This window comes from Clavibacter rahimiani (genome assembly GCF_052654495.1).
Genome location: NZ_CP199790.1, coordinates 1,698,204 through 1,723,787 on the forward strand (window position 1 = coordinate 1,698,204; position 25,584 = coordinate 1,723,787).

At 73.4% G+C, this 25,584-nt stretch carries 25 protein-coding genes, 1 tRNA gene and 1 other RNA gene; 15 read left to right on the plus strand and 12 right to left on the minus strand.

Going from position 1 to position 25,584, the window contains the following annotated elements; genetic code table 11:
• The first annotated feature begins 167 nt into the window (after positions 1-167).
• A complete protein-coding gene (locus tag ACT7CP_RS08070) occupies positions 168-1,838 on the plus strand; it encodes a bifunctional 3'-5' exonuclease/DNA polymerase (RefSeq protein ID WP_445441836.1) in 1,671 nt (556 codons plus the stop codon).
• A gap of 75 nt (positions 1,839-1,913) precedes the next feature.
• Here ACT7CP_RS08070 and ACT7CP_RS08075 read toward each other — a convergent pair whose 3' ends face one another.
• Positions 1,914-2,102 carry a hypothetical protein gene (locus ACT7CP_RS08075; RefSeq protein WP_445441837.1) on the minus strand — a complete coding sequence of 63 codons (189 nt, stop codon included), beginning with the start codon at positions 2,100-2,102 and terminating at the stop codon, positions 1,914-1,916.
• Between the two features lie 107 nt (positions 2,103-2,209).
• Here ACT7CP_RS08075 and ACT7CP_RS08080 point away from each other — a divergent pair, with 107 nt between their 5' ends.
• Positions 2,210-3,070 (plus strand): DUF1684 domain-containing protein, encoded by an 861-nt coding sequence (locus tag ACT7CP_RS08080; protein ID WP_445441838.1) that lies wholly within the window; start codon positions 2,210-2,212, stop codon positions 3,068-3,070.
• Between the two features lies 1 nt (position 3,071).
• Here the strand turns inward: ACT7CP_RS08080 and ACT7CP_RS08085 are convergent, their stop codons facing one another.
• On the minus strand, positions 3,072-3,671 hold the full coding sequence (locus ACT7CP_RS08085) for a PadR family transcriptional regulator (RefSeq protein WP_445441839.1): 600 nt from the start codon (positions 3,669-3,671) through the stop codon (positions 3,072-3,074).
• A gap of 258 nt (positions 3,672-3,929) precedes the next feature.
• On the opposite strand from ACT7CP_RS08085, the gene ACT7CP_RS08090 reads away from it, so the two are divergent.
• Positions 3,930-4,448 (plus strand): DUF3145 domain-containing protein, encoded by a 519-nt coding sequence (locus ACT7CP_RS08090; RefSeq protein WP_119381530.1) that lies wholly within the window; start codon positions 3,930-3,932, stop codon positions 4,446-4,448.
• Positions 4,449-4,539: 91 nt separating this feature from the next.
• Here the strand turns inward: ACT7CP_RS08090 and ACT7CP_RS08095 are convergent, their stop codons facing one another.
• The 6 genes from ACT7CP_RS08095 to aceE all read right to left on the minus strand — a co-directional run bounded on the left by ACT7CP_RS08095 (position 4,540) and on the right by aceE (position 12,238).
• Positions 4,540-5,781 (minus strand): beta-ketoacyl-[acyl-carrier-protein] synthase family protein, encoded by a 1,242-nt coding sequence (locus tag ACT7CP_RS08095; protein WP_445441840.1) that lies wholly within the window; start codon positions 5,779-5,781, stop codon positions 4,540-4,542.
• Between the two features lie 79 nt (positions 5,782-5,860).
• Positions 5,861-6,109 carry an acyl carrier protein gene (locus ACT7CP_RS08100; protein ID WP_012038305.1) on the minus strand — a complete coding sequence of 83 codons (249 nt, stop codon included), beginning with the start codon at positions 6,107-6,109 and terminating at the stop codon, positions 5,861-5,863.
• Positions 6,110-6,162: 53 nt separating this feature from the next.
• A complete protein-coding gene (locus tag ACT7CP_RS08105; protein ID WP_445441841.1) occupies positions 6,163-7,176 on the minus strand; it encodes a beta-ketoacyl-ACP synthase III in 1,014 nt (337 codons plus the stop codon).
• 29 nt (positions 7,177-7,205) lie between these two features.
• Entirely contained in the window at positions 7,206-8,126 is a 921-nt protein-coding gene (locus tag ACT7CP_RS08110) for an ACP S-malonyltransferase (RefSeq protein ID WP_445441842.1), read from the minus strand.
• Between the two features lie 94 nt (positions 8,127-8,220).
• Complete coding sequence (locus ACT7CP_RS08115; RefSeq protein ID WP_413963017.1) at positions 8,221-9,495, minus strand: PucR family transcriptional regulator; 1,275 nt, start codon at positions 9,493-9,495, stop codon at positions 8,221-8,223.
• 16 nt (positions 9,496-9,511) lie between these two features.
• Entirely contained in the window at positions 9,512-12,238 is a 2,727-nt protein-coding gene (gene aceE, locus ACT7CP_RS08120; protein WP_445441843.1) for a pyruvate dehydrogenase (acetyl-transferring), homodimeric type, read from the minus strand.
• Between the two features lie 239 nt (positions 12,239-12,477).
• Between aceE and ACT7CP_RS08125 the strand changes: the two genes are divergently transcribed.
• On the plus strand, positions 12,478-12,951 hold the full coding sequence (locus ACT7CP_RS08125; protein ID WP_445441844.1) for a peroxiredoxin: 474 nt from the start codon (positions 12,478-12,480) through the stop codon (positions 12,949-12,951).
• A gap of 33 nt (positions 12,952-12,984) precedes the next feature.
• Here ACT7CP_RS08125 and ACT7CP_RS08130 read toward each other — a convergent pair whose 3' ends face one another.
• Positions 12,985-13,674, minus strand: a complete 690-nt coding sequence (locus ACT7CP_RS08130; protein WP_445441845.1) for a hypothetical protein — start codon at positions 13,672-13,674, stop codon at positions 12,985-12,987.
• Between the two features lie 91 nt (positions 13,675-13,765).
• Here ACT7CP_RS08130 and ACT7CP_RS08135 point away from each other — a divergent pair.
• A tRNA-Val gene (locus ACT7CP_RS08135) sits at positions 13,766-13,841 on the plus strand.
• A 61-nt stretch (positions 13,842-13,902) separates the two neighbouring features.
• Here the strand turns inward: ACT7CP_RS08135 and ACT7CP_RS08140 are convergent.
• Positions 13,903-14,496, minus strand: coding sequence for a TetR/AcrR family transcriptional regulator C-terminal domain-containing protein (locus tag ACT7CP_RS08140; RefSeq protein WP_445441846.1), 594 nt, complete (start codon positions 14,494-14,496; stop codon positions 13,903-13,905).
• 88 nt (positions 14,497-14,584) lie between these two features.
• Between ACT7CP_RS08140 and ACT7CP_RS08145 the strand changes: the two genes are divergently transcribed.
• From ACT7CP_RS08145 to rnpB, 7 genes are all read left to right on the plus strand, one after another.
• Entirely contained in the window at positions 14,585-15,226 is a 642-nt protein-coding gene (locus tag ACT7CP_RS08145) for a biotin transporter BioY (protein ID WP_445441847.1), read from the plus strand.
• Complete coding sequence (locus ACT7CP_RS08150; protein ID WP_445441848.1) at positions 15,223-15,927, plus strand: energy-coupling factor ABC transporter ATP-binding protein; 705 nt, start codon at positions 15,223-15,225, stop codon at positions 15,925-15,927. Before ACT7CP_RS08145 ends, ACT7CP_RS08150 begins: the two co-directional genes overlap by 4 nt.
• Positions 15,924-16,535, plus strand: coding sequence for a CbiQ family ECF transporter T component (locus ACT7CP_RS08155; RefSeq protein WP_445441849.1), 612 nt, complete (start codon positions 15,924-15,926; stop codon positions 16,533-16,535). Before ACT7CP_RS08150 ends, ACT7CP_RS08155 begins: the two co-directional genes overlap by 4 nt.
• Before the next feature lie 110 nt (positions 16,536-16,645).
• Positions 16,646-16,837, plus strand: coding sequence for a hypothetical protein (locus tag ACT7CP_RS08160; protein WP_413963009.1), 192 nt, complete (start codon positions 16,646-16,648; stop codon positions 16,835-16,837).
• Between the two features lie 52 nt (positions 16,838-16,889).
• Positions 16,890-17,717 (plus strand): Nif3-like dinuclear metal center hexameric protein, encoded by an 828-nt coding sequence (locus ACT7CP_RS08165; protein ID WP_413963008.1) that lies wholly within the window; start codon positions 16,890-16,892, stop codon positions 17,715-17,717.
• A gap of 91 nt (positions 17,718-17,808) precedes the next feature.
• Positions 17,809-18,543: a zinc ribbon domain-containing protein gene (locus ACT7CP_RS08170; protein ID WP_413963007.1), complete on the plus strand. Its 735-nt coding sequence runs from the start codon at positions 17,809-17,811 to the stop codon at positions 18,541-18,543.
• Positions 18,544-18,605: 62 nt separating this feature from the next.
• Positions 18,606-18,985, plus strand: an RNA gene (gene rnpB, locus ACT7CP_RS08175) — RNase P RNA component class A.
• Between the two features lie 69 nt (positions 18,986-19,054).
• On the opposite strand, the gene ppgK is transcribed toward rnpB, so the two are convergent.
• Positions 19,055-19,876 carry a polyphosphate--glucose phosphotransferase gene (gene ppgK, locus ACT7CP_RS08180; protein WP_307501144.1) on the minus strand — a complete coding sequence of 274 codons (822 nt, stop codon included), beginning with the start codon at positions 19,874-19,876 and terminating at the stop codon, positions 19,055-19,057.
• Positions 19,877-19,950: 74 nt separating this feature from the next.
• Here ppgK and ACT7CP_RS08185 point away from each other — a divergent pair, with 74 nt between their 5' ends.
• The gene (locus ACT7CP_RS08185; RefSeq protein ID WP_307501142.1) at positions 19,951-20,133 is read left to right on the plus strand and encodes an SPOR domain-containing protein; all 183 of its coding nucleotides are present in this window, start codon (positions 19,951-19,953) and stop codon (positions 20,131-20,133) included.
• A 19-nt stretch (positions 20,134-20,152) separates the two neighbouring features.
• On the opposite strand, the gene panB is transcribed toward ACT7CP_RS08185, so the two are convergent.
• The gene (gene panB, locus ACT7CP_RS08190) at positions 20,153-21,022 is read right to left on the minus strand and encodes a 3-methyl-2-oxobutanoate hydroxymethyltransferase (RefSeq protein ID WP_445441850.1); all 870 of its coding nucleotides are present in this window, start codon (positions 21,020-21,022) and stop codon (positions 20,153-20,155) included.
• A gap of 85 nt (positions 21,023-21,107) precedes the next feature.
• Between panB and ACT7CP_RS08195 the strand changes: the two genes are divergently transcribed.
• Entirely contained in the window at positions 21,108-22,445 is a 1,338-nt protein-coding gene (locus ACT7CP_RS08195; RefSeq protein ID WP_307501138.1) for a glutamine synthetase family protein, read from the plus strand.
• Between the two features lie 70 nt (positions 22,446-22,515).
• On the plus strand, positions 22,516-25,536 hold the full coding sequence (locus ACT7CP_RS08200) for a bifunctional [glutamine synthetase] adenylyltransferase/[glutamine synthetase]-adenylyl-L-tyrosine phosphorylase (protein WP_445441851.1): 3,021 nt from the start codon (positions 22,516-22,518) through the stop codon (positions 25,534-25,536).
• The last annotated feature ends 48 nt before the right edge of the window (positions 25,537-25,584 follow it).

Genomic DNA, 25,584 nt, shown 5'->3' on the forward strand with positions numbered 1-25,584 from the left:
GACCGGGTGGATCGTGAGTACCTGACGACTTGATGACAACCCTAGCGGGTGAACGGCACGCGATGGGGGATGCGGGCACATTCCCACCCGGTGTTTCCCTCCGTGACGCCCTGTGGAGGGCCGGGCGGGCGTCATGGGGCGTCGGAGGCGGGCGGGATGATGAGGGCATGCACATCGTGGTCGCCCGGACTCCCGAGGGGGTGCGGCTCGTCGACCTCGATGCCTCCGGGACGGTCACGGCGGTCCAGGACGTCCCGACCCGGGACTGGCCTGCGGTGGCCGCTGCGCGCGAGCGCGCCGAGGAACCGCCCCGCTGGGTCTGGGACGACACGTCCGTGTGGGCGCGCGCGCTCCTGGAGGCGGGCGTCCGTGTCGCGAGGTGCCACGACCTCCGGCTCTCCCACGCGATCCTGCGGCTGTCCACCGCCACCGCGGACAGTGAGCTCGCCCGCATGCCGTCGGGGCCGTGGGACCGAGCTCCCCAGGCGGAGCGCGAGCGCTCCTCGTCGGCGACGCTGTTCGACGACCTCGACGCGCCGGAGGGCCGCTCGCCGGACGACCTGGTCGCGGAGCTGCGCCTGCAGCTCCGGGCCGTCGCCGGCAGCGCCACGGCCGGCCGCCTGCGCCTGCTCCTCGCCGCGGAGTCCGCGGGCGCGCTCGTCGCGGCCGAGATGTCCGCGGACGGGCTGCCGTGGGACACCGCCGTCCACGATGCCCTCCTCGTCCAGGCGCTCGGCGGTCGCCCCGCGCACGGCGGCGCGCCCCCGGCGCTCACAGCGCTGGCGGCGCGCATCCGGGACATCCTCCGCGCGCCCGACCTCAACGTCGACAGCCCGCCCGACGTCCTCCGCGCGCTGCGTCGAGCCGGCATCGACGCCGCGAGCACCCGCCAGTGGGAGCTCCAGGAGATCGACCACCCGGTCATCGCGCCGCTGCTGGAGCACAAGAAGCTGTCGCGGCTCCTCACCGCCAACGGCTGGACGTGGATGGAGACCTGGATCCGCGACGGCCGCTTCCACCCGGAGTACGTCCCCGGCGGGGTCGTCACGGGGCGGTGGGCGGCGAGCGGCGGCGGCGCGCTGCAGCTCCCGCGCCAGATCCGATCGGCTGTGCGCGCGGATCCCGGCTGGAAGCTCGTCGTCGCCGACGCCGCGCAGCTGGAGCCCCGCGTCCTCGCGGCGCTGGCCGAGGACCGCGCGATGGCCGACGCCGGGCGCGGCAGCGACCTCTACCAGGGGCTCGTCGACGCGGGCGTCGTGGACACGCGCGCGCACGCCAAGGTCGCGATGCTCGGTGCCATGTACGGCGCGACATCGGGGGAGAGCGGCCGCCTCATGCCCCGGCTCGTGCGCGCCTACCCGCGGGCGACCGGCTTCGTCGAGCAGGCGGCGCGCGCGGGGGAGAGCGGCGGCGTGGTCAGCACGCGCCTCGGGCGCTCGTCCCCGCCGCCCGGGGATGCCTGGCGCGACGTGCAGCAGATCGGCCGCGCCGGCGAGGCATCCGCGGCGGACGCCGCCCGGGCGCGCACCGCCGCTCGGGACCAGGGGCGCTTCACCCGCAACTTCGTCGTGCAGGGCAGCGCCGCCGAGTGGGCGCTGTGCTGGCTGGCCGGCCTCCGTCGGAGGCTCGCCGCCCTGGAGCGGCCCGGATCCCGTCCGCACCTCGTCTTCTTCCTGCACGACGAGGTGATGGTCCACGCGCCCGACGACCGCGTCGACGAGGTGCGCGCCGCCGTGGCGGAGGCCGCCGCCGAGGCAGGGCGGCTGCTCTTCGGCGATGCGCCCGTCGACTTCCCCGTCACGATCGCGGTGGTCGAGGACTACGCCCAGGCCAAGTGACGGCGCGGGGAGCCCGGACGCGACGACGCCCGGCCCCTCACGGGACCGGGCGTCGTGTTGCGCGTAGGAGAGGGATCAGCCGCCGGAGCCGACGTCGCCCTCGTGGTCCTCGCCCTCGCTCGTGTTGCTGCCGGAGCCGTCGGGGGTCTGGTCGCCGGATCCGCTCTCCTCGGTGACCGAGGAGGAGGACGACTCCACGTGCTCCTCGGTGTGGGTCGTCGTGCCGTCGTCGTCGGTCGAGGTGCTCTCGTGATCTGTGCTCATGGTCCGACCGTACGCCCGCCACCCTCGACGGGGAACCCCGGGAGCGACCGCTCATCGCTCGGCGCCGCCGACTTGGCCGGGGCCCCGCGGGCGGCGAGGATGGGACCATGACCGATCCCGCCGGCACCGCCGCGACCGCCCCCGCACCCACCGACCCCGCGGAGGTGCTCGCCGTCTACCGCTCCCGCCGCGAGCAGATGGTGGTCCTGCCCCAGGGCAACCTCGCGCTCGTCAACACGCAGTGGTTCTCGTCCGACGCCGACCCGCAGCCGGTCTATGGGATCCCCGGCACCTGGTCGCCCCTCGAGCCCGGCATCTCCGGGCTCCGCGTGCGCGCGTCGGCCGCCGACGGGATCCGCGTGGACGGCGTCCTCGTCGACGGCGAGGCGGTCGTGCGCGGCCGGGACGACCCGCAGCCCTCGGCGGTCGTCGCGAGCGACACCGTGTCGGCCTTCGTCATCGCCAGCGAGGAGGGCACCTACGCCCTCCGCGTCTGGGACGCGCAGTCCGAGGCGATCCGCGACTTCGGCGGCATCGACGCCTTCCCGTACTCCGAGGAGTGGGTCGTGAAGGCGGACTTCACGCCGATCGAGGGCGGGCGGGCCATGGGCTTCGAGCACCTCAAGGACGACGGGGCGACGAAGGACAAGGTCGTGCCGGGGGAGATCACCTTCACGAAGGACGGCGTGGACTACTCGCTCGCGGCCTTCCGCGAGGGCCGCGCGCTCCTGCTGGTGTTCTCCGACGCGACGAGCGGCGAGTCGACCTACGGGGTGGGCCGCTTCCTGATGGTCGCCCCGTCGCCCGACGGGACCATCACCCTCGACTTCAACCGGGCGTACCTGCCCCCGTGCGCCTTCAGCTACAACTTCAACTGCCCGATGCCGCCCAAGCAGAACCGCTTCGCCGTGCCCATAGAGGCGGGGGAGAAGAACGTGCTCGCGAAGGCCGGGGGCCTGCTCCACTAGGTCAGCCGGCGTCCGCGTCCGTCCGTCGCGCCGGACGGCCCCGACGCGGCGCCTCCGCCAGACCCGCCGGCCGCGCTCCCGACGCGCGGGCGGCACCGATCCTGCGCTCCGCGGAATCGAGCCACGCGAGCCGGGCGGCCGCCTGCGCTTCCTGCGCCTCCACGGCGAGCAGCCGGGCGAGCGGGGGATCGTCGGCGTGCTCGAGGTCCTCGCGGATCTCCGCGAGGGCACGGGCCTCCTCACGCGTGCTCGCCCTCTGGACGCGCACCACCTCCCGCGCGTCGGCCCCGGGCAGCGACAGCGCGAGCGTCACCTTCACGAGCAGCTCGTCCCGCGTCCCGACGTCGCCGACGCTCGCGGCGAGCCAGTCCTCCACCTCGGCCGTCCCGGCCGGCGTGATCGTGTAGGGCACGTGCCCCGCATCGTCCGTCGCGCCCTTGACCACGAGGCCGTCGCGCTCGAGCCGGTCGAGGGTGTTGTAGATCTGGCCGACGTTGAGCGGCGCGGCGGTGCCCGTGCGCCGGGCGAACTCGGTCCGCAGCTGGTAGCCGTAGCAGGTGCCCTCGGTGAGGACGGCGAGGAGCGCGTGTCGCACCGACATCCCCGCCTCGTCTCCCGGCCCCGGCGGACCGACACCTGGAGCCTAGGCATTCCCGGCATGCATCCTGGCCGGACCCGCCGCCGCCGGTGAAGTGCCCGAGCGGGACGGCGCGTCGTGGCGGCGATGTTGCCGATGCACAGGATCACCCGGCATGATGAGACCCGTCGGCGCTCGCGCCGGCCGCACCGGCAGGTGTGGAGCTCGTCCATCGCATGCAGATCGTTGGGGAAGACGCATCTGATCGGATGGAGGAGACCCATGGAAGCACCCGTCGCCAACTCAAGACCGGCTCGAGGAGTGCTCTACGTGCACTCCTCTCCTCGCGCGCTCTGCCCCCATGTCGAATGGGCAGCGGGTCGCGCGCTCGGTCACGCCGTGAACTTCACGTGGGACCCGCAGCCGGTGCTCAAGGGCGCCATGCGCGCCGAGTACTACTGGGAGGGCCCGGAGGGCTCCGGCGCCGCCATCGCGAGCGGCCTCCGGGGCTGGGAGCACCTCCGCTACGAGGTCACCGAGGACGCGGGTCCGGGACGCGACGGCGGCCGGTGGATGCACACGCCCGATCTCGGCGTCTTCTTCGCGCAGACCGACACCGCCGGCAACACGGTGATCCCCGAGGACCGCATCCGCTACGCCCTGGACATCGCGGGGTCGAACACGCTGGAGCTGCACCGCGAGCTGCGCCTCGCCATGGGCCAGGCCTGGGACGACGAGCTCGAGGCGTTCCGCCACGCGAGCGACTTCAGCCCTGTGGTCTGGCTGCACAAGGTCGGCTGACCCGAGGGCCACCGGCGCGCGTCTCCTCCCGCCGCCTGCACGACGAGGGGCCCCGACCATCCGGTCGGGGCCCCTCGTCGTGCGTGCGCTGCTAGACGCTTCGGAACGCGATGACCGCGTTGTGCCCGCCGAAGCCGAACGAGTTGCTGATCGCGAGCAGGTCGCCGTCGCCGAGCGCGCGGGGCGATGTGACGACGTCGAGCTTTATGTCGGGATCCTGCTCGGTGAGGTTGATCGTCGGGGGAGCGGTGCGCTCCGCCAGTGCTTTCACCGTGAAGACCGCCTCGATCGCGCCGGCGCCGCCGAGGAGGTGGCCCGTCGACGCCTTCGTCGCGCTGACCGGGATGCCGTGCACGGCCTCGCCGAAGACGCGCTCGAGCGCCTTGTACTCGGCGATGTCCCCCACGGGCGTGCTCGTCGCGTGCACGTTGATGTGCGACACGTCGCTCCGCGAATAGCCCGCGCCCTCGATGGTCTCGATCATCGCGCGTGCCGCGCCCGTCCCCTCGGGGTCGGGCGCCGTGATGTGGAATGCGTCGCTGGTGACCGCGCCGCCGATCAGCTCGGCGTAGATGCGGGCGCCGCGGGCCTTGGCGTGCTCCTCGGTCTCGAGCACGAGCGCCGCGCCGCCCTCGCCGAGGACGAAGCCGTCCCGCGAAATGTCGTACGGGCGCGAGGCGTGGGCGGGATCGTCGTTGCGCTTGGACAGCGCCTGCATCGCGGCGAACGACGCGATGGGGAGCGGGTGGATGGACGCCTCGGAGCCGCCGGCGACGATGATGTCGGCGCGGCCCGCCTGGAGGTGCTCGTAGGCGCTGGCGATCGACTCGGTGCTGGAGGCGCAGGCCGAGACGACGGTCTGGATGCCGGCGCGCGCACCGAGGGCCATGCCCACCGCGGCCGCCGGACCGTTCGGCATGAGCATGGGCACGGTCATGGGGAGGACCCGGCGCGGGCCCTTCTCGCGGAGGGTGTCCCATGCATCGAGCAGCGTCCACACGCCGCCGATGCCGGTCGCCCAGTCGACGGCGAAGCGCAGCGGGTCGACCTCGGGCGAGCCGGCGTCGGCCCAGGCCTCGCGCGCGGCGGTCAGCGCGAACTGGCTGGACGGGTCGAGGCGCTTGGTCTCGATGCGCTGCATCACCTCGGAGGACGGCACCTTGGCCTGCCCGGCGAAGGTGACGGGGATCTCCCACTTGGCCACCCAGTCCTGCTCGAGGGTCGTGATGCCCGACTCGCCGCGGAGGAGCGCCTGCCAGGTGTCCTCGGCGGTGCCGCCGAGGGGCGACGTGGCGCCGATGCCGGTGACGACGATCTTCTTGGGGGTGGTCATGCGTGGCGTCTCCTCGACGTCGGGAACGGGGGAGGGAGACGGCCGGTCCCGGATGCGGGACCGGCCGTCGTCCGCGCGATCAGGACTGCGCGTTGGTGATGAAGGTGACGGCGTCGCCGACGGTCTTGAGGTTCTTGACCTCCTCGTCGGGGATCTTCACGTCGAACTTCTCCTCGGCGTTGACGACGATCGTCATCATCGAGATCGAGTCGATGTCCAGGTCGTCGGTGAACGACTTGTCCATCTCGACGGTGTCGGTGGCGATCCCGGTCTCGTCGTTGACGAGCTCGGCCAGGCCGGCCAGGACTTCTTCGGTGGACAGTGCCATGTGTATCTCCTCGTGGTTCGTGATGACCGGAACAGCTTATGGGGCGGTGGGGCTCAGGGCAGGACGACGACCTGCGCGCCGAAGACGAGTCCGGCGCCGAACCCGATCTGCAGGGCGAGGCCGCCGGAGAGCGACGGGTCCTCCTCGAGCAGGCGGTGGGTGGCGAGCGGGATCGACGCGGCGGAGGTGTTGCCCGTGGTCGCGATGTCGCGGGCGATGGCGACGGACTCGGGGAGGCCGAGCTGCTTGGCGAACTCGTCGACGATGCGCATGTTGGCCTGGTGGGGGATGAAGGCGGCGAGCTGGTCGGCCGTGACCCCCGCGCGGTCGAGCGCCTCCTTGGCGACCTTGACCATCTCCCAGACGGCCCAGCGGAAGACCTTCTGGCCGTCCTGGCGGAGGGTCGGCCACGCGGAACCGTCGCGCATGCTCTTCAGTGTGCCGCTCATCCCGACCGCGTCCCAGTTGGAGCCGTCGGAGCCCCAGACCGTCGGCGAGATGCCGGGGGTGTCGCTCGGGCCGACGATCGCCGCACCGGCGCCGTCGCCCAGCAGGAAGGAGATGGAGCGGTCGGTGGGGTCGACGATGTCCGACAGCTTCTCGGCGCCGACGACGAGCACGTAGTCGGCGAGGCCGGACCGGATGAACGAGTCGGCCTGGGCGATGCCGTACGTGTACCCGGCGCAGGCGGCCGAGATGTCGTAGGCGGGGGCCGGGTTCGCGCCGATGCGGTCGGCGAGGAGCGCGGCCATCGACGGGGTCTGGACCGTGTTGCTCACGGTGCTCACGAGGACGATGCCGATCTGCTCCGGGCGGATGCCCGCCTTCGCGATGGCCTCGAGCGACGCGGTGGTCGCGAGGTCGACCGCGTCCACGTCGGCGCCAGCGCGCTTGCGGGTGATGATGCCCGTGCGCTGGCGGATCCACTCGTCCGAGGAGTCGATGGGGCCGACGAGGTCGTCGTTCGGGACGTCCAGCTCGCCTCGGGCGGCGCCGAGGCCCCAGATGCGGGTGAAGCGCTCGACCACGGGCGCGGTCCGGATGGTGGGGCGGGGCTGGTCGGTCATGTGTGCCTGTTCGGTGTCGGTGAGGCGGGTCAGGCGTGCGCGTCGAGCATGTCGATGGCCGCCGGGAGGTCGTCGGGCGTGGAGAGCGCGAGCGTGGGGAGGCCCTTCAGGCCGCGCTTCGCGAGGCCGGTGAGCGCACCGGCGGGGGCGACCTCGATGAGGCCGGTCACACCCGCGGCGTCGAAGGCCTCCATGCAGAGGTCCCAGCGCACGGGGCTCGCGACCTGGCCGACGACGAGGTCGAGGAACGCGGCGCCGGACTCGACCCGGCTGCCGTCGCGGTTGGTCCAGATGGGGAAGCGCGGGTCGCGGGGAGCGAGCGGGGCGACCGCCTGCTGCAGCACCGCGACGGCCGGGGCCATGTGGTGGGTGTGGAAGGCGCCGGCCACCTGCAGCGGGATCACGCGGGTTCCGCGCAGCGGCTCCGCCTGGAGCGCCGCCAGGGCCTCGGGGTCGCCGGCCACGACGATCTGCCCGCCGCCGTTGAAGTTGGCGGGCTCGAGCCCGAACTCGGCGAGCCGCGCGAGCACCGCGTCCTGGTCGCCGCCCACGACCGCGCTCATGCCCGTGCGGGTGACGGCGGCGGCCTCGGCCATCGCGTCGCCGCGGGTCCGCACGACGGCCATGGCCTCGGCGTCCGTGAGGATGCCGGCACCGGCGGCCGCGGTGATCTCGCCGACCGAGTGGCCCGCGATCCCGGCGACGTACGCGTCGCGGCCGTCGGCGAGCAGCGCGTGGAGGGCCATGATGCCCGCCGCGACGATGAGCGGCTGGGCCACCGCGGTGTCGCGGATGGTGTCCGCGTCGGACGTCGTGCCGTGCGTGACCAGGTCGAGCCCGGCCGCGTCGCCCAGCTCGCCGAGCCGACGCGCGTGCTCGGGGTGCTCGAGCCAGGGGGAGAGGAAGCCGGGCTTCTGGGAGCCCTGACCCGGGCAGACGACGATGATCATCCGTCCACCCTCCCACTCGGCGAGCGGCGTGCCGGAGTCCACGTCCTACAGAGGATCCGCCGCGACGTTGTGACGAGGGCACAGGCGCGGACGCTCACCTGGCCGCCGGCCGCTTCGTCCGGGCGCGGCCCGACCCCTGCTGCTTCGGGACGGTCGTGCCCGCCTCGGCGATGCTGCCGATGATGAGCGCGGCCTGGAGGATGAGCGCCTCGCGGGCGCCCGTCGCGTCCCAGCCGATGACGTCGGAGACGCGCTTGAGCCGGTACCGCACCGTGTTCGGGTGGACGAACAGCTCGCGCGCCGTCGCCTCGAGCGAGCGGCCGGTGTCCAGGTAGCACCAGAGCGTGGCGAGCAGCTCGGTGGAGTGCGCCTGCAGGGGCTTGTAGATCCGGTTGATGAGCGTGGAGCGGGCGAGCGGATCGCCGGCGAGGGCGCGCTCGGGCAGCAGGTCGTCGGCGAGCGTCGGCCGCGGCGCGTTGCGCCAGGAGCGCGCGACGGCGAAGCCGGCGAGGGCCGCGCGGGCGCTGCGCGACGCCTCGACGAGGCTCGGCACCTCGTGCCCGAGGACCAGGTGGCCGGATCCGAACCCGGGCTCCAGCTGCGTGGCGATCTCGAGGAAGGTGACGGGCGGCACCTCGGGGGCGGGGGCATCGGGCTCCACGGCCGCGGGCGACGCGCGCCCGATGACGAGGACGAGCCGGCTGCCTTGGACGCCGATGAGGACGTCCGCGTCGAGGTGCCGCGCGGTGCGTCGCAGCTGGTCGACGTCGAGCACGGCGGGCGCGGTGCCGACGAGCACCGACACCTCGCCGTGGCCGTGCCAGCCGAGCGCGGCGATGCGGGACGGCAGCTCGTCGTCGTACTCGCCCGAGAGGATGCTGTCGACCACCAGGGCCTCGAGCCGCGCGTCCCAGAGCCCGCGGGCCTCGGCGGCGCGCGCGTACACGTCGGCGGCCGCGAAGGCGATCTCCCGCGAGTACAGGAGGATCGCGTCGCGCACGGTCCGGTGCCGGTCGCGCACGCGGTCCTCGACGACCTCCACGGTGACCCGGATGAGCTGCAGCGTCTGCTGCAGGCTCACCGAGCGCAGGAGCTCTCGGGGTGCCGCACCGAACACGTCCGCGGCGATCCACGGCGTCGAGTCGGGATCGTCGTACCAGTGGATGAACGACGTGATGCCGGCCTGCGCCACGAGCCCGACGGCGGACCGCCGCCCCGGCGGCATGTCGCCGTACCAGGGCAGCGTGTCCTCCAGCCGCTGGAGCGTCGCGCTGGCGAGCTCCCCCGACAGGGACCGGAGCCACGTCAGCGTCTCCGCCTTCGTCTCCCCGGTCTCCACGTCGGTGTCGTGCCGATCGCTCGTGGTCACGTCAGGTCGGCGCAGCTCACGCCTCGCCGCCCGCCGACCCGGTCGTGCCGGCGGTCACGTCGAGCAGGCGGTACTTGTCGATCGCCCACTTCGGCGCGTCCTGGTCGACCTTGCCCTGCTTGGCGAGGCGCTGCAGCGTCTTCACGACCATCGACGGACCGTCGATCGCGAAGAAGCGGCGCGCGGCCGGTCGCGTGTCCGAGAAGCCGAAGCCGTCGGCGCCGAGCGTCGAGTAGTCACCGGGCACGAACTGCCGGATCTGGTCCGGGACGGCGTGCGAGAAGTCGGTGACCGCGACGAACGGGCCCTCGGCTCCGCGGAGCTTCTCCTCCAGGTACGGGACGCGGGTCTCGGAGTGCGGGTGCAGCAGGTTGTGCTCCTCCGCCGCCAGGCCGTCGCGACGCAGCTCGCCCCAGGAGGTGACGGACCACACGTCGGCGGACACGCCCCAGTCGTCGGCGAGGAGCTTCTGCGCCTCGAGCGCCCACGGCACCGCGACGCCGGAGGCCATCAGCTGCGCCTTCGGCCCCTCGACCCAGCCGTCCTTGAGCTTGTGGATGCCGCGGACGATGCCGTCCACGTCCACGTCCTCGGGCTCGGCCGGGTGGATGATCGGCTCGTTGTAGACCGTGAGGTAGTACATGACGTTCGGGTCCTCGTGCTGGCCGCCGTACATCCGCTCGAGGCCGGTGCGCACGATGTGCCCGATCTCGTAGGCGTACGCCGGGTCGTAGGACACGACCGCCGGGTTGGTCTGCGACAGGACGAGCGAGTGGCCGTCCGCGTGCTGGAGGCCCTCGCCCGTCAGCGTGGTGCGGCCCGCGGTCGCGCCGATGAGGAAGCCGCGCGCCATCTGGTCGCCCGCCGCCCAGATCGCGTCGCCCGTGCGCTGGAACCCGAACATCGAGTAGAAGACGTAGATCGGGATGAGCGGCTCGCCCTGGGTCGAGTACGTGGTGCCGAGGTTGGTGAACGCCGCCAGGGCGCCCGCCTCGTTGATGCCCACGTGGACGATCTGGCCCTGCGGGCTCTCCTTGTAGGAGAGCAGCAGCTCGCGGTCGACCGACGTGTAGTGCTGGCCGTTCGGGTTGTAGATCTTCGCCGTCGGGAAGAAGGCGTCGATGCCGAAGGTGCGGGCCTCGTCCGGGATGATCGGGACGACGCGGTTGCCGAAGTCCTTCGCGCGGATGAGGTCCTTGAGCAGCCGGACGAACGCCATGGTTGTGGCGATCTCCTGGGTGCCGGATCCCTTCTTGGAGATCCGGTACGCCGAGTCGTCGGGCAGCGAGATGGCCGTGTGGTTCGTGCGGCGCTCGGGGGAGTACCCGCCGAGGGCGCGACGGCGCTCCTGCATGTACTGGATCGCCTCGTCGTCCTGACCGGGGTGGTAGTACGGCGGCAGGTACGGGTCCGCCTCGAGCTGCGCGTCCGTGATCGGCACCCGCATCTCGTCGCGGAACTGCTTGAGGTTGTCGAGCGTGAGCTTCTTCATCTGGTGGGTCGCGTTGCGGCCCTCGAAGCTCGGGCCGAGGCCGTAGCCCTTGACGGTCTTCGCGAGGATCACCGTGGGCTGGCCTGTGTGCTCGCTCGCCGCCTTGAACGCCGCGTAGACCTTGCGGTAGTCGTGGCCGCCGCGCTTGAGGTTCCAGATCTGGTCGTCGGTGTAGCCCTCGACGAGCTTCGCGGTGCGCTCGTCGCGCCCGAAGAAGTTCTCGCGGATGTAGGCACCGCTCTCGGCCTTGAAGGTCTGGTAGTCGCCGTCGGGCGTGCGGTTCATCAGGTCGAGGAGCGCGCCCTCGGTGTCGCGGGCGAGCAGGTCGTCCCACTCGCGGCCCCAGACGACCTTGATGACGTTCCAGCCGGCGCCGCGGAAGAAGCTCTCGAGCTCCTGGATGATCTTGCCGTTGCCGCGGACCGGGCCGTCGAGGCGCTGCAGGTTGCAGTTGATGACGAAGTTCAGGTTGTCGAGCTTCTCGTTCGCCGCGACCTGGAGCTGTCCGCGGCTCTCGACCTCGTCCATCTCCCCGTCGCCGAGGAAGGCCCAGACCTGCTGGTCGGAGGCGTCCTTGATGCCGCGGTTGGTGAGGTACTTGTTCGCCTGCGCCTGGTAGATCGCGTTGATGGGGCCGAGGCCCATCGAGACCGTGGGGAACTGCCAGAACTCCGGCATCAGGCGGGGGTGCGGGTACGACGACAGGCCGCCGCCCTGGTGGCTCTTCTCCTGGCGGAAGCCGTCGAGCTGGTCCTCGCTCAGGCGGCCCTCGAGGAAGGCGCGCGCATAGGTGCCGGGGGAGGCGTGGCCCTGCACGAAGACCTGGTCGCCGCCGCCCGGGTGGTCCTGGCCGCGGAAGAAGTGGTTGTAGCCGACCTCGTAGAGGGCGGCGGAGGAGGCGTACGTGGCGATGTGCCCGCCGACCGCGATGCCGGGGCGCTGGGCCCGGTGCACCGTGACGGCCGCGTTCCAGCGGATCCACGCGCGGTAGCGGCGCTCGATCTCCTCGTCACCGGGGAAGTCGGGCTCGTTCTCCGGCGCGATCGTGTTGATGTAGTCCGTGGTGGGGACCATCGGCACGTTGAGGTGCAGCTCCTTGGAGCGCTTGAGGAGGCTGAGCATGACGTCGCGCGCGCGACCCCGGCCCTGCGTCTCGACGAGCCCGTCGAGGGACTCGTTCCATTCGGCGGTCTCTTCCGGATCCTGATCGGTGTGGTTCACCGAGTACGGATCCTGGTCGTTGACAGTCACCCTCGACCTCTTCCTGTGGTGTGCAGACATCGTCTTCGGTGCCACGGGGCTCGAAGGGTGCGAGACCGCGCGTACGCCAGGGGCCAGCCTACCCATGCCGACCGACGGTGTCGGACGGCGGTCGGCGCGCCCCGTCCGCGCGGCCCCGGCCGCATCGCTGGACATCCCGGATGGGCGGCGTAGGATCGACCCTCGTGCCAGACAGGAGACACTCGCCGGCACGGAAGGATCCGCACCCCATGGCCCTGGCCAACGACACACAGGCTCCCGACTTCGAGCTCGCCAACCAGTACGGCGAGCGGGTCCGGTTGAGCGAGTACCGCGGACACCGCGCGGTCGCCCTCGTCTTCTTCCCCCTCGCCTTCTCCGGGACGTGCACCGGCGAGATGTGCCAGCTCGAGGAGAACCTCGCCCTCTTCGCCGACAGCCGCGTCGAGCTCATCGGCGTCAGCGTCGACAGCAAGCACACGCTGCGCGCGTGGGCCCAGCAGCAGGGCATCGACTTCCAGCTCCTCGCGGACTTCTGGCCGCACGGCCAGGTCGCGAAGGAGTACGGCGTCTTCCTCGAGGAGAAGGGCTTCGCGAACCGCGCGACCTTCCTCATCGACACCCGCGGGATCATCCGCGGCAGCTTCATCACCGCGCCCGGCGAGGCGCGCGAGCTCGAGGCCTACCGCTCCGCCATCCGCGACCTGGCGCTCGTCCCCGCCTGATCCGGGCGCGCCTGCCCGATCCGCTGCTGCGGGTCAGCTCAGGATGTTGACCGCGCGCGCGATGACCAGCGCGAGGATCACGAAGCCCGCGAACGCCTGCAGGGCCATGAGCGCCTTCGCCCGGTGCCGCAGCGGCATCGTGTCCGTGGGGCTGTAGGCCATCGAATTCGTCAGCGAGAAGTACGCGTAGTCGACGAACCCCGGCACCCAGTCGGCGTGCTCGGATGGGCGGCCGGCGGCCCCGGGCACCCCTCCGGCGTCCTCGTCCTGCGGGAAGCGGAAGTCGGCCGGCGCGAGCGCCTCACGGGCATGGGCGCGACGGGCGACCGGACCTCCGCGGTCCATCTCCCAGAACACGAGCGCGAAGGCCAGGACGTTGGTGGCCCAGACCTGCAGCGCCGTGAGCAGGAGCTCGGGTCCCGCCTCCGAGGCGTCCACGAGCGCGACCACCAGCACGACGAGACTGACCTGGTTGGCGACCAGCAGGAGCCCGCCGAGCACCAGGCCGAGACCGCGCGACCAGGCCGTCTCGCGGGCGAGCCGGCGCGGATTGAGCGCGACCAGCGGCACGAGGAGGGCGACGGCCGTCACGACCACGGCGATCCGCACACCCGGGGGCACGGCGGTGGGCGCGATGCCGTAGAGGACCACCGCCACGAGGACGCCGGCGCCGGCCGGCCAGCGGGGCTCGGCGACCGTACGGCGCGAGGGGTGGATGGACACGCGGGAGAGGCTACGGGGCCCGCGCTCCACGGAGCCGGGGCGCGCCGACGCTGTCGGCTAGCATGGCGGAGCGCCCGGCGACCGGACGCGGGGGCCTTTAGCTCAGTTGGTAGAGCGCCACGTTTACACCGTGGATGTCGTCGGTTCGAGCCCGGCAGGGCCCACCACCACCACCACCGCACCGCCTCGGCCGCGTGCCGGGCGCCGGGCGCCTGGCCGCGCCTCCCGTCAGGCGAGCGTGCCGAGGCCCCGGATCAGCAGGTCCACGCCGAACGCGAAGTCGCCGGCGGGATCCTCGCGGGCAGGGTCCACCGGGAGCAGGCCCAGGCGGTCGAGCTGGATCCTCTGCTGCTCGTGCGCCACGTGCCCGAGGACGAAGTGCAGGAGCGCGGACGCGGCGCGGGCGCACGCCGCCTCGCCGAGGCCGCCCTGGGCGACCGCGGACGACAGCGCGTCACGCGCCGCGGACGCCCCGAGCCCGAGAGCGGTGGTGCTCGCCACCACCTCCGCGCCGTCGCGGTGCGCGAGGAGCGCCGCTCGCAGGGCCACCGCCTCGTGCCGCACGCGCCCGGTCCACCCGGACGAGGCGGGCACGTCGACCTTCCGGACGTCCCGCGCCTCCGCGACGATGCGGTCCGCCAGCTCCGCGAGGAGGCTCTGCTTGTCGGGGAAGTGCCAGTAGAGGGCGCTCGGCTGGACATCGAGCGCGGCGGCGAGGCGGCGCATCGTGAAGTCGGGCAGCCCGTGCTCGTCGAGGATCCGCAGGGCGGTGCGGGCGACGTCCTCCCGGGTGTGCCGCCCCGTCGCGCCCGCTCGTGCCATGCCGCCACTATAGTGAACGGCGTTCAGGTGAACGCAGTTCAGGTCGCGGCGGCACCACCTCCTCGCACCACCCGATCGAAGGATGCCCATGACCCCGTCCTCCTCCCACCCCGCCGCCGACCGGCGCGCGTCGCGGGTGGACGCGACCGACCTCGCCCGGGTCGCCGTGCTCGCGGCCGTCGTCGCGGTGCTGGGCCTGCCGGGCAGCATCGGCGTGGTGGGCGGGGTCCCCATCACCGCGCAGACGCTCGGGGTCATGCTCGCGGGTGCGATCCTCGGCCCCCGGCTCGGCGCGCTCGCCCTCGCCGTCCTCCTCGCGCTCGTCGCGCTGGGCCTCCCGCTCCTCTCCGGCGGCCACGGCGGCCTCGGCGTCTTCGTCGGGCCGACCGCCGGCTACCTCGTCGGCTGGGTGCTCGGCGCCGCCGTCGTCGGCCTCATCGTGCACCTCGGCGGGAGGCGACCCACCGCATGGCGCACCGCGGTGGCGATGCTCGTCGGCGGCATCGCGGCGATCTACGCCGTGGGGATCCCGGTCCAGAGCCTCGTCACCCGCCTGCCGCTGGCCGAGACGGCGCTGACCAGCCTCGTCTTCCTGCCCGGCGACCTCGTCAAGGCCGCCGTCGCGACGGCCATCGTCATGACGCTGGTGCGCGGCTACCCCCGCGCCTTCCGGCGCGCGTCCGGCTGGAGCCCCGCGCGTCGGGAGCGCGACGCCACGGCGGATCGGTGACGCCGACCGGGCGACGGGCTCCCGCCCCGCTGCACCTCGCGGGCGTCGGCGTGCGCCTCGGCGACGTCGAGGCGCTCCAGGACGTCACGCTCGACACGGACGTGCGCACGCTCGCGGTGGTCGGCGAGAACGGATCCGGCAAGAGCACGTTCGCCCGCCTGCTCGGCGGGCTGGTCGACGCGACGACGGGGGAGCTGCGGGTCCTGGGGGTCGACCCGACGCGCGGATCCCGCGAGCTGCGCCGCCGCGTCGCGCTCGTGTTCAGCAACCCGGACGCGCAGATCGTCATGCCGACGGTGGCGGAGGACATCGCGTTCTCGCTGCGGCCCGAGCGGCTGCCGCGCGCCGAGTCGGCGGCCCGGGTCGACGAGGCCCTCCGCCGCCTCGGCATCCAGGACCTCGCCGACCGCTCGTCGCACGAGCTCTCCGGCGGGCAGAAGCAGCTCCTCGCCCTGGCAGGCGCGTTCGTGCGTCGCCCCGAGCTCGTCATCGCCGACGAGCCGACCGCGTACCTCGACGCCCGCAACGCGCGCCGCGTCCTGGGCCACCTCCTCGAGGACGGGCACCGGCTCGTGCTCGTCACCCACGACCTCGCCGCCGCGGCCCGCTGCGACGCAGCCGTCCTCTTCGCGGGTGGCCGGCTGATCCGGACGGGGGAGCCCGCCGCCGTCATCGCCGAGTACGAGGCGATGCTCGCGTGACGCCCGCGGCGGCGCGTCGGCCGGGCCGCCTCGCGCGGATGCCCGCGGGTCCCGAGCTCGTCCTGCTCATGGTCGTGGTGCTCGCCGTCTCCCTCCTGCCCTCCACGTGGTGGGCCGCCGGTGTCGCCGCCGCCGTGGCGGTGGCCGCCTACGCCGCGGCGCAGCTGGGCGACGGGATGCTCGGGATGCGCCGGCTCATCGCCCAGGTGCGCGCCGTGCGCTGGCTCGTGCTCGTCACGCTCGTGAGCCAGCTCGTGCTGCTCGGGCCCGAGCCCGCGGTGGCGAACACGGCACGGGTCACGTCCGCGGTGGCCGTCGCCGGCCTGCTCGTCCTCACGACGTCCATGACCGCGCTGCTCGACAGCGTCGAGCGCGGCCTCCGGCCGCTGGAGCGGCTCGGGATCGACACGGAGCGCATCGCGCTGCTGCTCACGGTCACGGCGGGGACCGTGCCCGTCCTCGGCCGCCTGGCGGCCGACGTCCGGGAGGCGCAGAGGGCGCGGGGCGTCCGTCCGAGCGTGCGCGCCTTCGTGGTGCCCTTCCTCGTCCTCGCGCTCAAGCACGCCGACGAGCTCGGCGACGCGCTCACCGCCCGCGGCGTCCGCTGAGCCACGGCCCGGCGACGCTCGTCCGTCGACGGCGGCCCACCCGCGGGATCCGCATGGCCGCGGGCCGTACGGCCCCGGTCGCCGTGCGCGCGTCGCGGTAGCATCCACGCATGAGCTCCGACACGGCCGAGGACGCCGCCTCCTGGTCGGTCGTCGACGCCGCGACGCACGGATCCAGCACCCACCGCGGATCCGCCCAGCGGAGCCTGTGGCCCCTCGCGCCGCTCGTGCCCTCGCCCGGGTCATCCACGGACGAACCGCGCGACGAGGCCGCGCCCCGCCGCTCCTCCCGCCGCGACTGACGGGACCCGCCCGGACGACGGGCCGCGACCGCCCCTTCGTTACGATGGGCACGTGATCCCCACCCTCGCCGACGTCATCCGGATCGTCGAGGGCGCGTGGCCGCCCGCGGGCGCCTCCGACTGGGACGCCTCCGGGCTCGTCTCCGGTGATCCGCGTCGCCCGGTCCGCCGCATCCACCTCGCCGTCGACGCCGTGCGCGCCACGGTGGACGAGGCCATCGCCGCCGACGCCGACCTCCTGCTCGTGCATCACCCGCTGCTCCTCCGCGGCGTCACGAGCATCGCCGAGACCGGGTACAAGGGCGGGCTCCTCGCCGATCTCGTCCGCGGCGACTGCGCGCTGCACGCCTCCCACACGACCGCCGACGTCGTCGAGGAGGGCACGTCGGGCCGGCTCGCGGCGCTCCTCGGCCTGGTGCCCGGCACCATCCGCCCGCTCGACCCCGCCGAGGGCGGCGTGCGCGGCATCGGCCGCGTCGGCGACCTCCCCGCGACCACCACGCTCGGCCGCCTCGCCGGGGAGCTCGCCCGGATCCTGCCGCCGACGGCGACGGGGATCCGCGTCGCCGGCGACTACGACGCCCCCGTCACCCGCGTGGCCCTCTGCGGCGGCGCGGGCGACTCGCTGCTCGGGGCGGCGGAGGTGCAGGCGGCCGACGTCTACATCACGTCCGACCTCCGCCACCACCCGGCGAGCGAGGCGCGTGAGTCCGCCGCCCTCCGCGGCGGCACGCCGTACCTCATCGACACGTCGCACTGGGCGAGCGAGTGGCTGTGGCTCGACCGCGCCGCCGACACGCTGCGGTCGGCCCTGCCCGACGTGGAGGTCGTCGTCAGCGACATCCGCACCGACCCCTGGGACTTCGTCGTCACGCAGTGACGGCACGCCGCGCGGCCGTTCCCGCGCATCCACGACACGCACCGTGAACCCGCCTGCACGGCAGGCGGGCACGCACCACGAGAGGGAGAGCATGAAAGCCGATCCGAGCATCCAGAAGGAGCTCCTCGACCTGCAGGAGATCGACACCCGTCTCACCCACCTGAAGCGCCAGCTCGCCCAGCTCCCGCAGCTGAAGGAGATCGACGCGCTGCAGCGGGAGATGGAGCTCGTGCGCCGCCGCCTCGGCGAGCGGACCGGCGTGGTGGAGGACGCGCAGACCGAGCTCACGCGCATCGAGTCCGACGTCGCCGTCGTGCAGGCCCGCATGGACCGCGACCGGACCCGCATCGAGGCGGGCGGCAGCTCCAAGGACGTGCAGGCGCTCGAGCGCGAGCTGGAGTCGCTCCTGCGCCGCCGCGACACGCTCGAGGAGGTGGAGCTCGAGGTGATGCAGCGGCTCGAGGAGGCGCAGGCCGCCCAGGCCGAGGTCGTCGTCGAGCGGGACGCGCTGGCCGACCGCCTCGCCGCGGTCGAGGCCCAGCGCGACGCCGCGGCCGTCGAGCTGCGCGTGCAGGCCGAGCAGGCGCAGAAGGACCGCGACGCCCTGGCGCCGCGGTTCCCGGAGGACCTCCTCGCCCTGTACGAGAAGCAGCGCGCCCGCTACGGCGTCGGCGCGGCCATGCTGCACCGCGGCATCTCGCTCGGCAGCAACATCGCCCTGCACCAGAGCGACCTCGACGCGTTGCGGAAGCGCGCTCCCGACGACGTCATCATCGACCCCGAGAGCAACGCGATCCTTGTGCGCACGGACGAGTCGGGGCTCTAGGCGCCGGTCCGCGGCTGCCGCTGCCGCTGCCGCTGCCGCTGCCCTAGACTCGTCCCCGCGGATGGGTCGGCAAGACGGTCGCGCCGCGGTCGATCCTCCGGGACACCGACCGCGTCGAGGAACGTCCGGGCTCCGCAGAGCAGGGCGGTGGGTAACACCCACCCGGGGCGACCCGCGAGACAGTGCAACAGAGAGCAGACCGCCCGTCGCGCGAGCGGCGGGTGAGGGTGAAACGGCGGTGTAAGAGACCACCAGCGGCCCGAGTGATCGGGTCGGCTATGCAAACCTCGCCCGGAGCAAGGTCGAACAGGGGACGCACAGGCTGCTCGTCCAGTCCCCGGGTAGACCGCTGGAGGGCTGCGGTGACGCAGCTCCGAGATAGATGGCCGTCCATGGTGCTCCGGCACCGGGACAGAACCCGGCGTATCAGCCGGCCCATCCGCATCCACACGACGAAGCGGCCGGATCCCCAGGGGTCCGGCCGCTTCGTCGTGCTCCGCGTGGCGCGGGCTCAGTCCTCGGGCTTCGTCTTGTCGACGAGCTCGGCCGCGGGAGCGTGCGGGCTCACGCCGGCCGCGTGGGCGGCGAGGGCCGCGGCGCCCATGATGCCCGCGTTGTTCCGCAGCTCCGCGGGGACGATGGGCGTGCGCAGGCGGAGCAGCGGCAGGAAGTGCTTGTGGTTCTTCGAGACGCCGCCGCCGACGATGAACAGCTCCGGCCACATGAGCTTCTCGAGCTGGCCGTAGTACACCTGCAGGCGCGCTGCCCAGCGCTTCCAGTTGAGGTGGGCCCGTTCCTTGGCGGCGTACGACGCGCGGCGCTCGAAGTCGCGGCGGCCCGCGACGTCCATGTGGCCGAGCTCCGCGTTCGGGATCAGCACGCCGTCGTGGATGAGGGCGGTGCCGATGCCCGTGCCGAGCGTGGTCATGATCACGAGGCCGCGCACGTCCTTGGCGGCGCCGTAGCGCGCCTCGGCGTAGCCCGCCGCGTCCGCGTCGTTGACGAAGGTGATGCCGAGGCCCAGGCGCTCCTCGAACAGCTTCTCGGCCTCGAGGCCGATCCACGTGGGGGAGACGTTGGCGGCCGACATGGTCGTGCCGTGGACGATGGCGGCGGGGAAGCACACGCCGAGCGGGGTGCCCGCGGGGACCTCGCCGAGCTCCTCGATGATCTGCTTCACCGTGGCCACGATGTCCTCGGGCTCGCCGCCCTGGGGCGTCGGGAGCTTCACGCGCTCGCTGCGCAGCTCGCCGGTCGCGACGTCCACGATGGCGCCCTTGATGCCGGTCCCGCCGATGTCGATGCCGATTGCGGTCGTCGCGTCGTCGCTCATGCAAGCGACCCTACCGGCTCGTCCGCGCGGTCCCGGTCGTCGCGCCGGGAGCGGACGGGCCTAGCATCGGCAGCATGAGCGACACCGACGAGCAGTACTGGTACGACGACCGCACGGGCGAGGTGGAGAAGGGGATGCTGTCCCCGGGCGCGCACCGCATCGGACCGTTCGCGACGGCGGAGGAGGCGGCCCGCGCGCCCCAGAGGCTGCGCGAGCGCGCCGAGCAGTGGGCCGCCGAGGAGCGCGACCGGGACTGACCGGCCCTCGGCCCGTGCCTCAGTCGGAGTAGCTCTCGGACGCGTCCGGGAACGCCCCGGAGACGACGTCGTCCCGGTAGCGGGTCGCCGCGTCGAGCAGCACCGCGCGCATGTCCGCGTAGCGACGCACGAACCGCGGCACACGACCGGAGGTGAGGCCGGCGAAGTCGGTCCACACGAGGATCTGCCCGTCCGTCCCGTTCCCGGCGCCGATGCCGATCGTGGGGATCCGGAGCTCCGCGGTGACCCGCCGCGCGATCTCCTGCGGCACCATCTCGAGCACCACGGCGAACGCGCCCGCGTCCTCCACGGCGCGCGCGTCGGCGAGGAGCGCCTCGGCCGCATCCCCGCGGCCCTGGATGATGTGGCCGCCCAGCCCGTGCTCGCTCTGCGGCGTGAACCCGACGTGGCCCATGACCGGGATCCCGGACGTCACCACGCGACGGATCTGCTCCGCGCTGCGCACGCCGCCCTCGAGCTTCACGGCGTGGGCGCGGGCCTCCTTCATGAAGCGCACGGAGGTGGCGAGGGCCTGGTCGGGCCCCGACTCGTACGACCCGAACGGCAGGTCGGCCACGACGAGCGCGCGCTCGGCGGATGCGGCCACGGCGCGCGCGAGGGGGATGAGCTCGTCGACCGTGACGGGCACGGTCGTGTCGTACCCGAGCACGGTGTTGCCCGCGGAGTCGCCGACGAGGAGGAAGTCGATGCCGGCCTCGTCGAAGACGCCGGCCGTGAGCATGTCGTAGCTCGTCAGCCCCGTGATCTTGAGGCCCTGCTCCTTCGCCCGCGCGAAGTGGCGGATGCGCACGCGCTTCGGCCCGGCGGCGGGCTCGGCGGGCAGGGCGGCGGGGTCGGTCGGGGGCACGGCAGCATCGGGGCTCTGCATGACGCGAAGTCTACGGCGGGCCCCGCGGGCGCTCCGCCCGACCCCCGGCCAGCCGGTAGGTTGGACACCGACGAGAGGGTGGTGGATGGACAAGCAGCGTGACTTCGTCCTGCGGACGATCGAGGAGCGCGGGATCAAGTTCGTGCGCCTGTGGTTCACCGACGTGACCGGCACCTTGAAGTCGGTCGCGATCGCCCCGGCCGAGGTCGAGGGCGCGTTCGCGGAGGGCCTCGGGTTCGACGGCTCCGCCATCGAGGGCCTCACCCGCTCGTACGAGGCCGACATGCTGGCCCACCCGGATCCGACGACGTTCCAGATCCTCCCGTGGCGCGGCGAGATCGACCCGACGGCGCGCATGTTCTGCGACATCTCCACGCCCGACGGCCAGCCCGCCATCGCCGATCCGCGCAACGTGCTCAAGCGCACGCTGGAGAAGGCGGCCGACCGCGGCTTCACGTTCTACACGCACCCCGAGATCGAGTTCTACCTGCTCAAGTCGAGCGAGTTCGGCGTCGACGGCCCCGAGCCGGTCGACGCGGCCGGCTACTTCGACAACGTCCCCGGCGGCACGGCGCACGACTTCCGCCGCCGCTCGGTGCGCATGCTCGAGGACCTCGGCATCTCCGTCGAGTTCAGCCACCACGAGGCGGGCCCCGGACAGAACGAGATCGACCTCCGCTACGCGGACGCGCTCACCACCGCGGACAACATCATGACGTTCCGCACGGTCATCAAGGAGGTGGCGATCGAGCAGGGCGTCTACGCGACGTTCATGCCGAAGCCCCTCGCGGCGCAGCCGGGCAGCGGGATGCACACCCACATGTCCCTGTTCGAGGGCGACGTCAACGCGTTCTACGCGTCCGGCGCCGAGTACCAGCTCTCCACGATCGGCCGCCAGTTCATCGCGGGCCTGCTGCGGCACGCCCCCGAGATCACGGCCGTCACCAACCAGTTCGTGAACTCCTACAAGCGGCTCTGGGGCGGCGGCGAGGCGCCGAGCTTCGTCACGTGGGGCCACAACAACCGCTCCGCGCTCGTGCGCGTGCCGCTGTACAAGCCCAACAAGGGCAACAGCTCGCGCGTCGAGTACCGCGCCATCGACTCCGCGGCCAACCCGTACCTCTCGTTCTCGCTCATGCTGGCCGCCGGCCTCAAGGGCATCGAGGAGGGCTACGAGCTGCCGCCCGAGGCCGAGGACAACGTCTGGAGCCTCAGCGACGCCGAGCGCCGCGCCCTCGGATACGCGCCGCTGCCGTCGAGCCTCGACCACGCGATCCAGCTCATGGAGCGCTCCGAGCTCGTCGCCGAGACCCTGGGGGAGCAGGTGTTCAACTACGTCCTGCTCAACAAGCGGCAGGAGTGGCGCGACTACCGCGCCCAGGTGACGCCGTACGAGCTGCGCTCGAACCTCGAGATGCTCTGACGCGGATCCCCGTCCGGCAGAGCGGCACCCGCACGAGCACCGACATCCGACGACCAGGCCGGAGCCCCCGATGAGACGCGGACAGACCCTGATCGGCGCCCTGGCGCGGGCGGGCTTCGCGCGCCTCAGCGAGGTCGGCGCGACGCTCGCGGAGGCCGCGGAGCTGTCGGGCTGGGCCGAGGCGGACCTCGTCGAGGCGCTCACGCCGAGCGCCGATCCCGACGCGGCGCTCGACGCCCTGGTGCACCTGCTGCGGATCGACCCGGAGCGCACGCGCGCGGCCCTCGGCGACGACGACGCCCGCCACCGGCTGGCGCGGGTCCTCGGCTCCTCCCGCGGCCTCGCCGACTTCCTGTCCCGGCACCCCCTGGAGCTCGACGCGTTCGCCCGACCGCTCGGCCACGCGCCGGCCCCGGACGACGTCCGCGAGCAGCTCCTCGCGTCGGTCGGCGCCGTCGACGGCGTCGCCGCGCTGACCGGCACGGAGGCGCGTGCGGCGCTCCGGATCCGCTACCGGGCGCTCGTCGCCCGGGTCGCCGCGTGGGACCTCGTCCACCCGGACCCGCTCGCGGCCGTGCGGCCCGTCACCGCCGCCCTGGCCGACCTCGCGGGAGCGGCGCTCGAGGCGTCCCTCGCGGTCGCGCGCGCGGAGCTCTCGGCCCCCGGCACCTTCGGACGGGCGTGGCCCGAGGAGATCGCCGCCACTCGCCTGGCCGTCATCGGCATGGGCAAGGCCGGTGCGCGCGAGCTCAACTACGTCAGCGACGTCGACGTGATCTTCGTGGCGGAGGCCGCGACCGACGCCGACGGCGAGCCGCTCATCGAACCTCACCGCGCCGTCGAGCTCGCCACGCGCCTGGCCGTGCTCACCATGCGGGGCATCGACGAGCACGAGATCGAGCCGGCCCTGTGGGAGGTGGACGCGAACCTCCGCCCGGAGGGCAAGGCGGGCGCGCTGGTCCGCACGCTCGAGTCGCACCTCGCGTACTACGACCGCTGGGCGAAGGACTGGGAGTTCCAGGCCCTGCTCAAGGCCCGCCCGCTCGCCGGGGACGCGGAGCTGGGGGAGCGGTACGCGGACGCCGTCGCCCCGCTCGTCTGGTCGAGCGCCTCGCGCGAGGGGTTCGTCGGCCAGGTGCAGCGGATGCGCACGCGGGTCACCGACAACATCCCCGCCGACCAGCTCGACCAGCAGATCAAGCTCGGACCGGGCGGGATCCGCGACATCGAGTTCACCGTGCAGCTCCTCCAGCTCGTGCACGGGCAGACGGACGAGGAGGTCCGCCACCGGGGGACCCTGGCCGCGCTCGTGGCCCTCGCCGACGCCGGGTACATCGGCCGCACCGAGGCCGGCGACTTCGCCCGCGACTACCGCTACCTGCGGCTGCTGGAGCACCGCCTGCAGCTCGACCGCCTGCACCGCACGCACCTGATGCCCACCGACGAGGAGCGGATCCGCGTCCTCGCCCGCAGCACGGGACTCGACGCCCGCGCGGAGGAGCTGACGGCGCGGTGGACCGCGACCAAGACCCGTGTGCGCACCCTCCACGAGCGGCTGTTCTACCGACCGCTCCTCGCCGCCGTCGCGTCGCTCCCCGAGGAGACCCTCGCGCTCACGAGCGACCAGGCCGCCGCGCGCCTCTCGGCCATCGGCTTCGTGGACGCGCGCGGTGCGCTCGCCCACATCCGCGCCCTCGCCCAGGGGGTGTCCCGCAGCTCCGCCATCCAGCGGCACCTGCTCCCGGTCCTCCTGCAGTGGTTCGCCGACGGCCCGGATCCCGACCACGGCCTGCTCGCGTTCCGCCGGCTCAGCGAGGCGCTGGGGGAGGCGACGTGGTTCCTGCGCATGCTCCGCGACTCCTCCGGTGCGGCCCAGCGCCTGGCGCAGGTGCTGTCCGGATCCCGCTACGTGTCCGAGCTCCTCGACCGGGTGCCCGAGGCCGCCGCGTGGCTCGCCCGCGACGAGGACCTCCGCCCGCGCACGTGGGCCGCGCTCGAGGAGGAGGCCGTCGCGACCGTCAACCGGCACCCGACCGCCGACTCCGCGGCCGCCGCGCTGCGGACGCTCCGCCGTCGCGAGGTCCTCCGCCTCGCCATCGGCGCCATCGTCGGCGTCACGCACGTCGAGACGCTCGGGCCGTCGCTCGCCGACATCACCTCGGCGACGCTGCGCGGCGTGATGCGCGCGATCCGCCGCGAGGACGGGCCGTGGCCCGAGTTCGCGGTCGTCGCGATGGGCCGCTACGGCGGTGCCGAACTCGGCTTCGGATCCGACGCCGACGTCATGCACGTCTACCGCCCGATCGCGGGGATGGACCCCGAGCTGGCGCAGCGCCGCGCCCAGCTCATCGTGTCCGAGCTCACGCGCCTCACGGACGACTCGCGCCTCCCCCTCGACCTCGACACGGGCCTGCGCCCCGAGGGCCGCAACGGCCCCGTGGTCCGCTCCTTCGCGTCCTACCGCGCGTACTACGAGCGCTGGTCGCTCACGTGGGAGGCGCAGGCGCTGCTGCGCGCCCGCGGGGTCGTCGGCGACAGCGGCCTCATCGCCGACTTCACGGCCCTGGCCGACCGCTTCCGATACCCCGACGGGATGGGCGAAGCGGACGTCCGCGAGATCAAGCGCATCAAGGCGCGCGTGGAGAACGAGCGGCTGCCGCAGGGCGCGGATCCGACCCGTCACCTGAAGCTCGGCCGCGGCTCCCTCAGCGACGTCGAGTGGCTCGTGCAGCTGATCCAGCTGCAGCACGCGCACGCGCACCCCGCCCTGCGCACGCCGACGACGCTCGGCGCCCTCGACGCCGCCGTCGACGCCGGCCTCGTCGTCCCGGACGACGCGGCGCGGCTCCGTGACGCGTGGCTCCTCGCCTCCCGCGTGCGCTCCGCGATGACGCTCTGGACGAACCGCACGGCGGACGTGCTGCCCGCCGACCGCGCCGCGCTGGACGCCATCGCCCGGCTCCTGGAGTACCCGCCGGGCTCGGCGACGGTGCTCGAGGAGGAGTACCTGGGCGTGACCCGTCGCTCCCGGGCGGTCTTCGAGCGGCTGTTCTACGGCCTCGACGAACGTCCCGAGCCGCGCGGCGCCTGACCCGGCGGCAGGCGCGGTCACGACGACGGGCCGCCCTCCCGGAGGAGG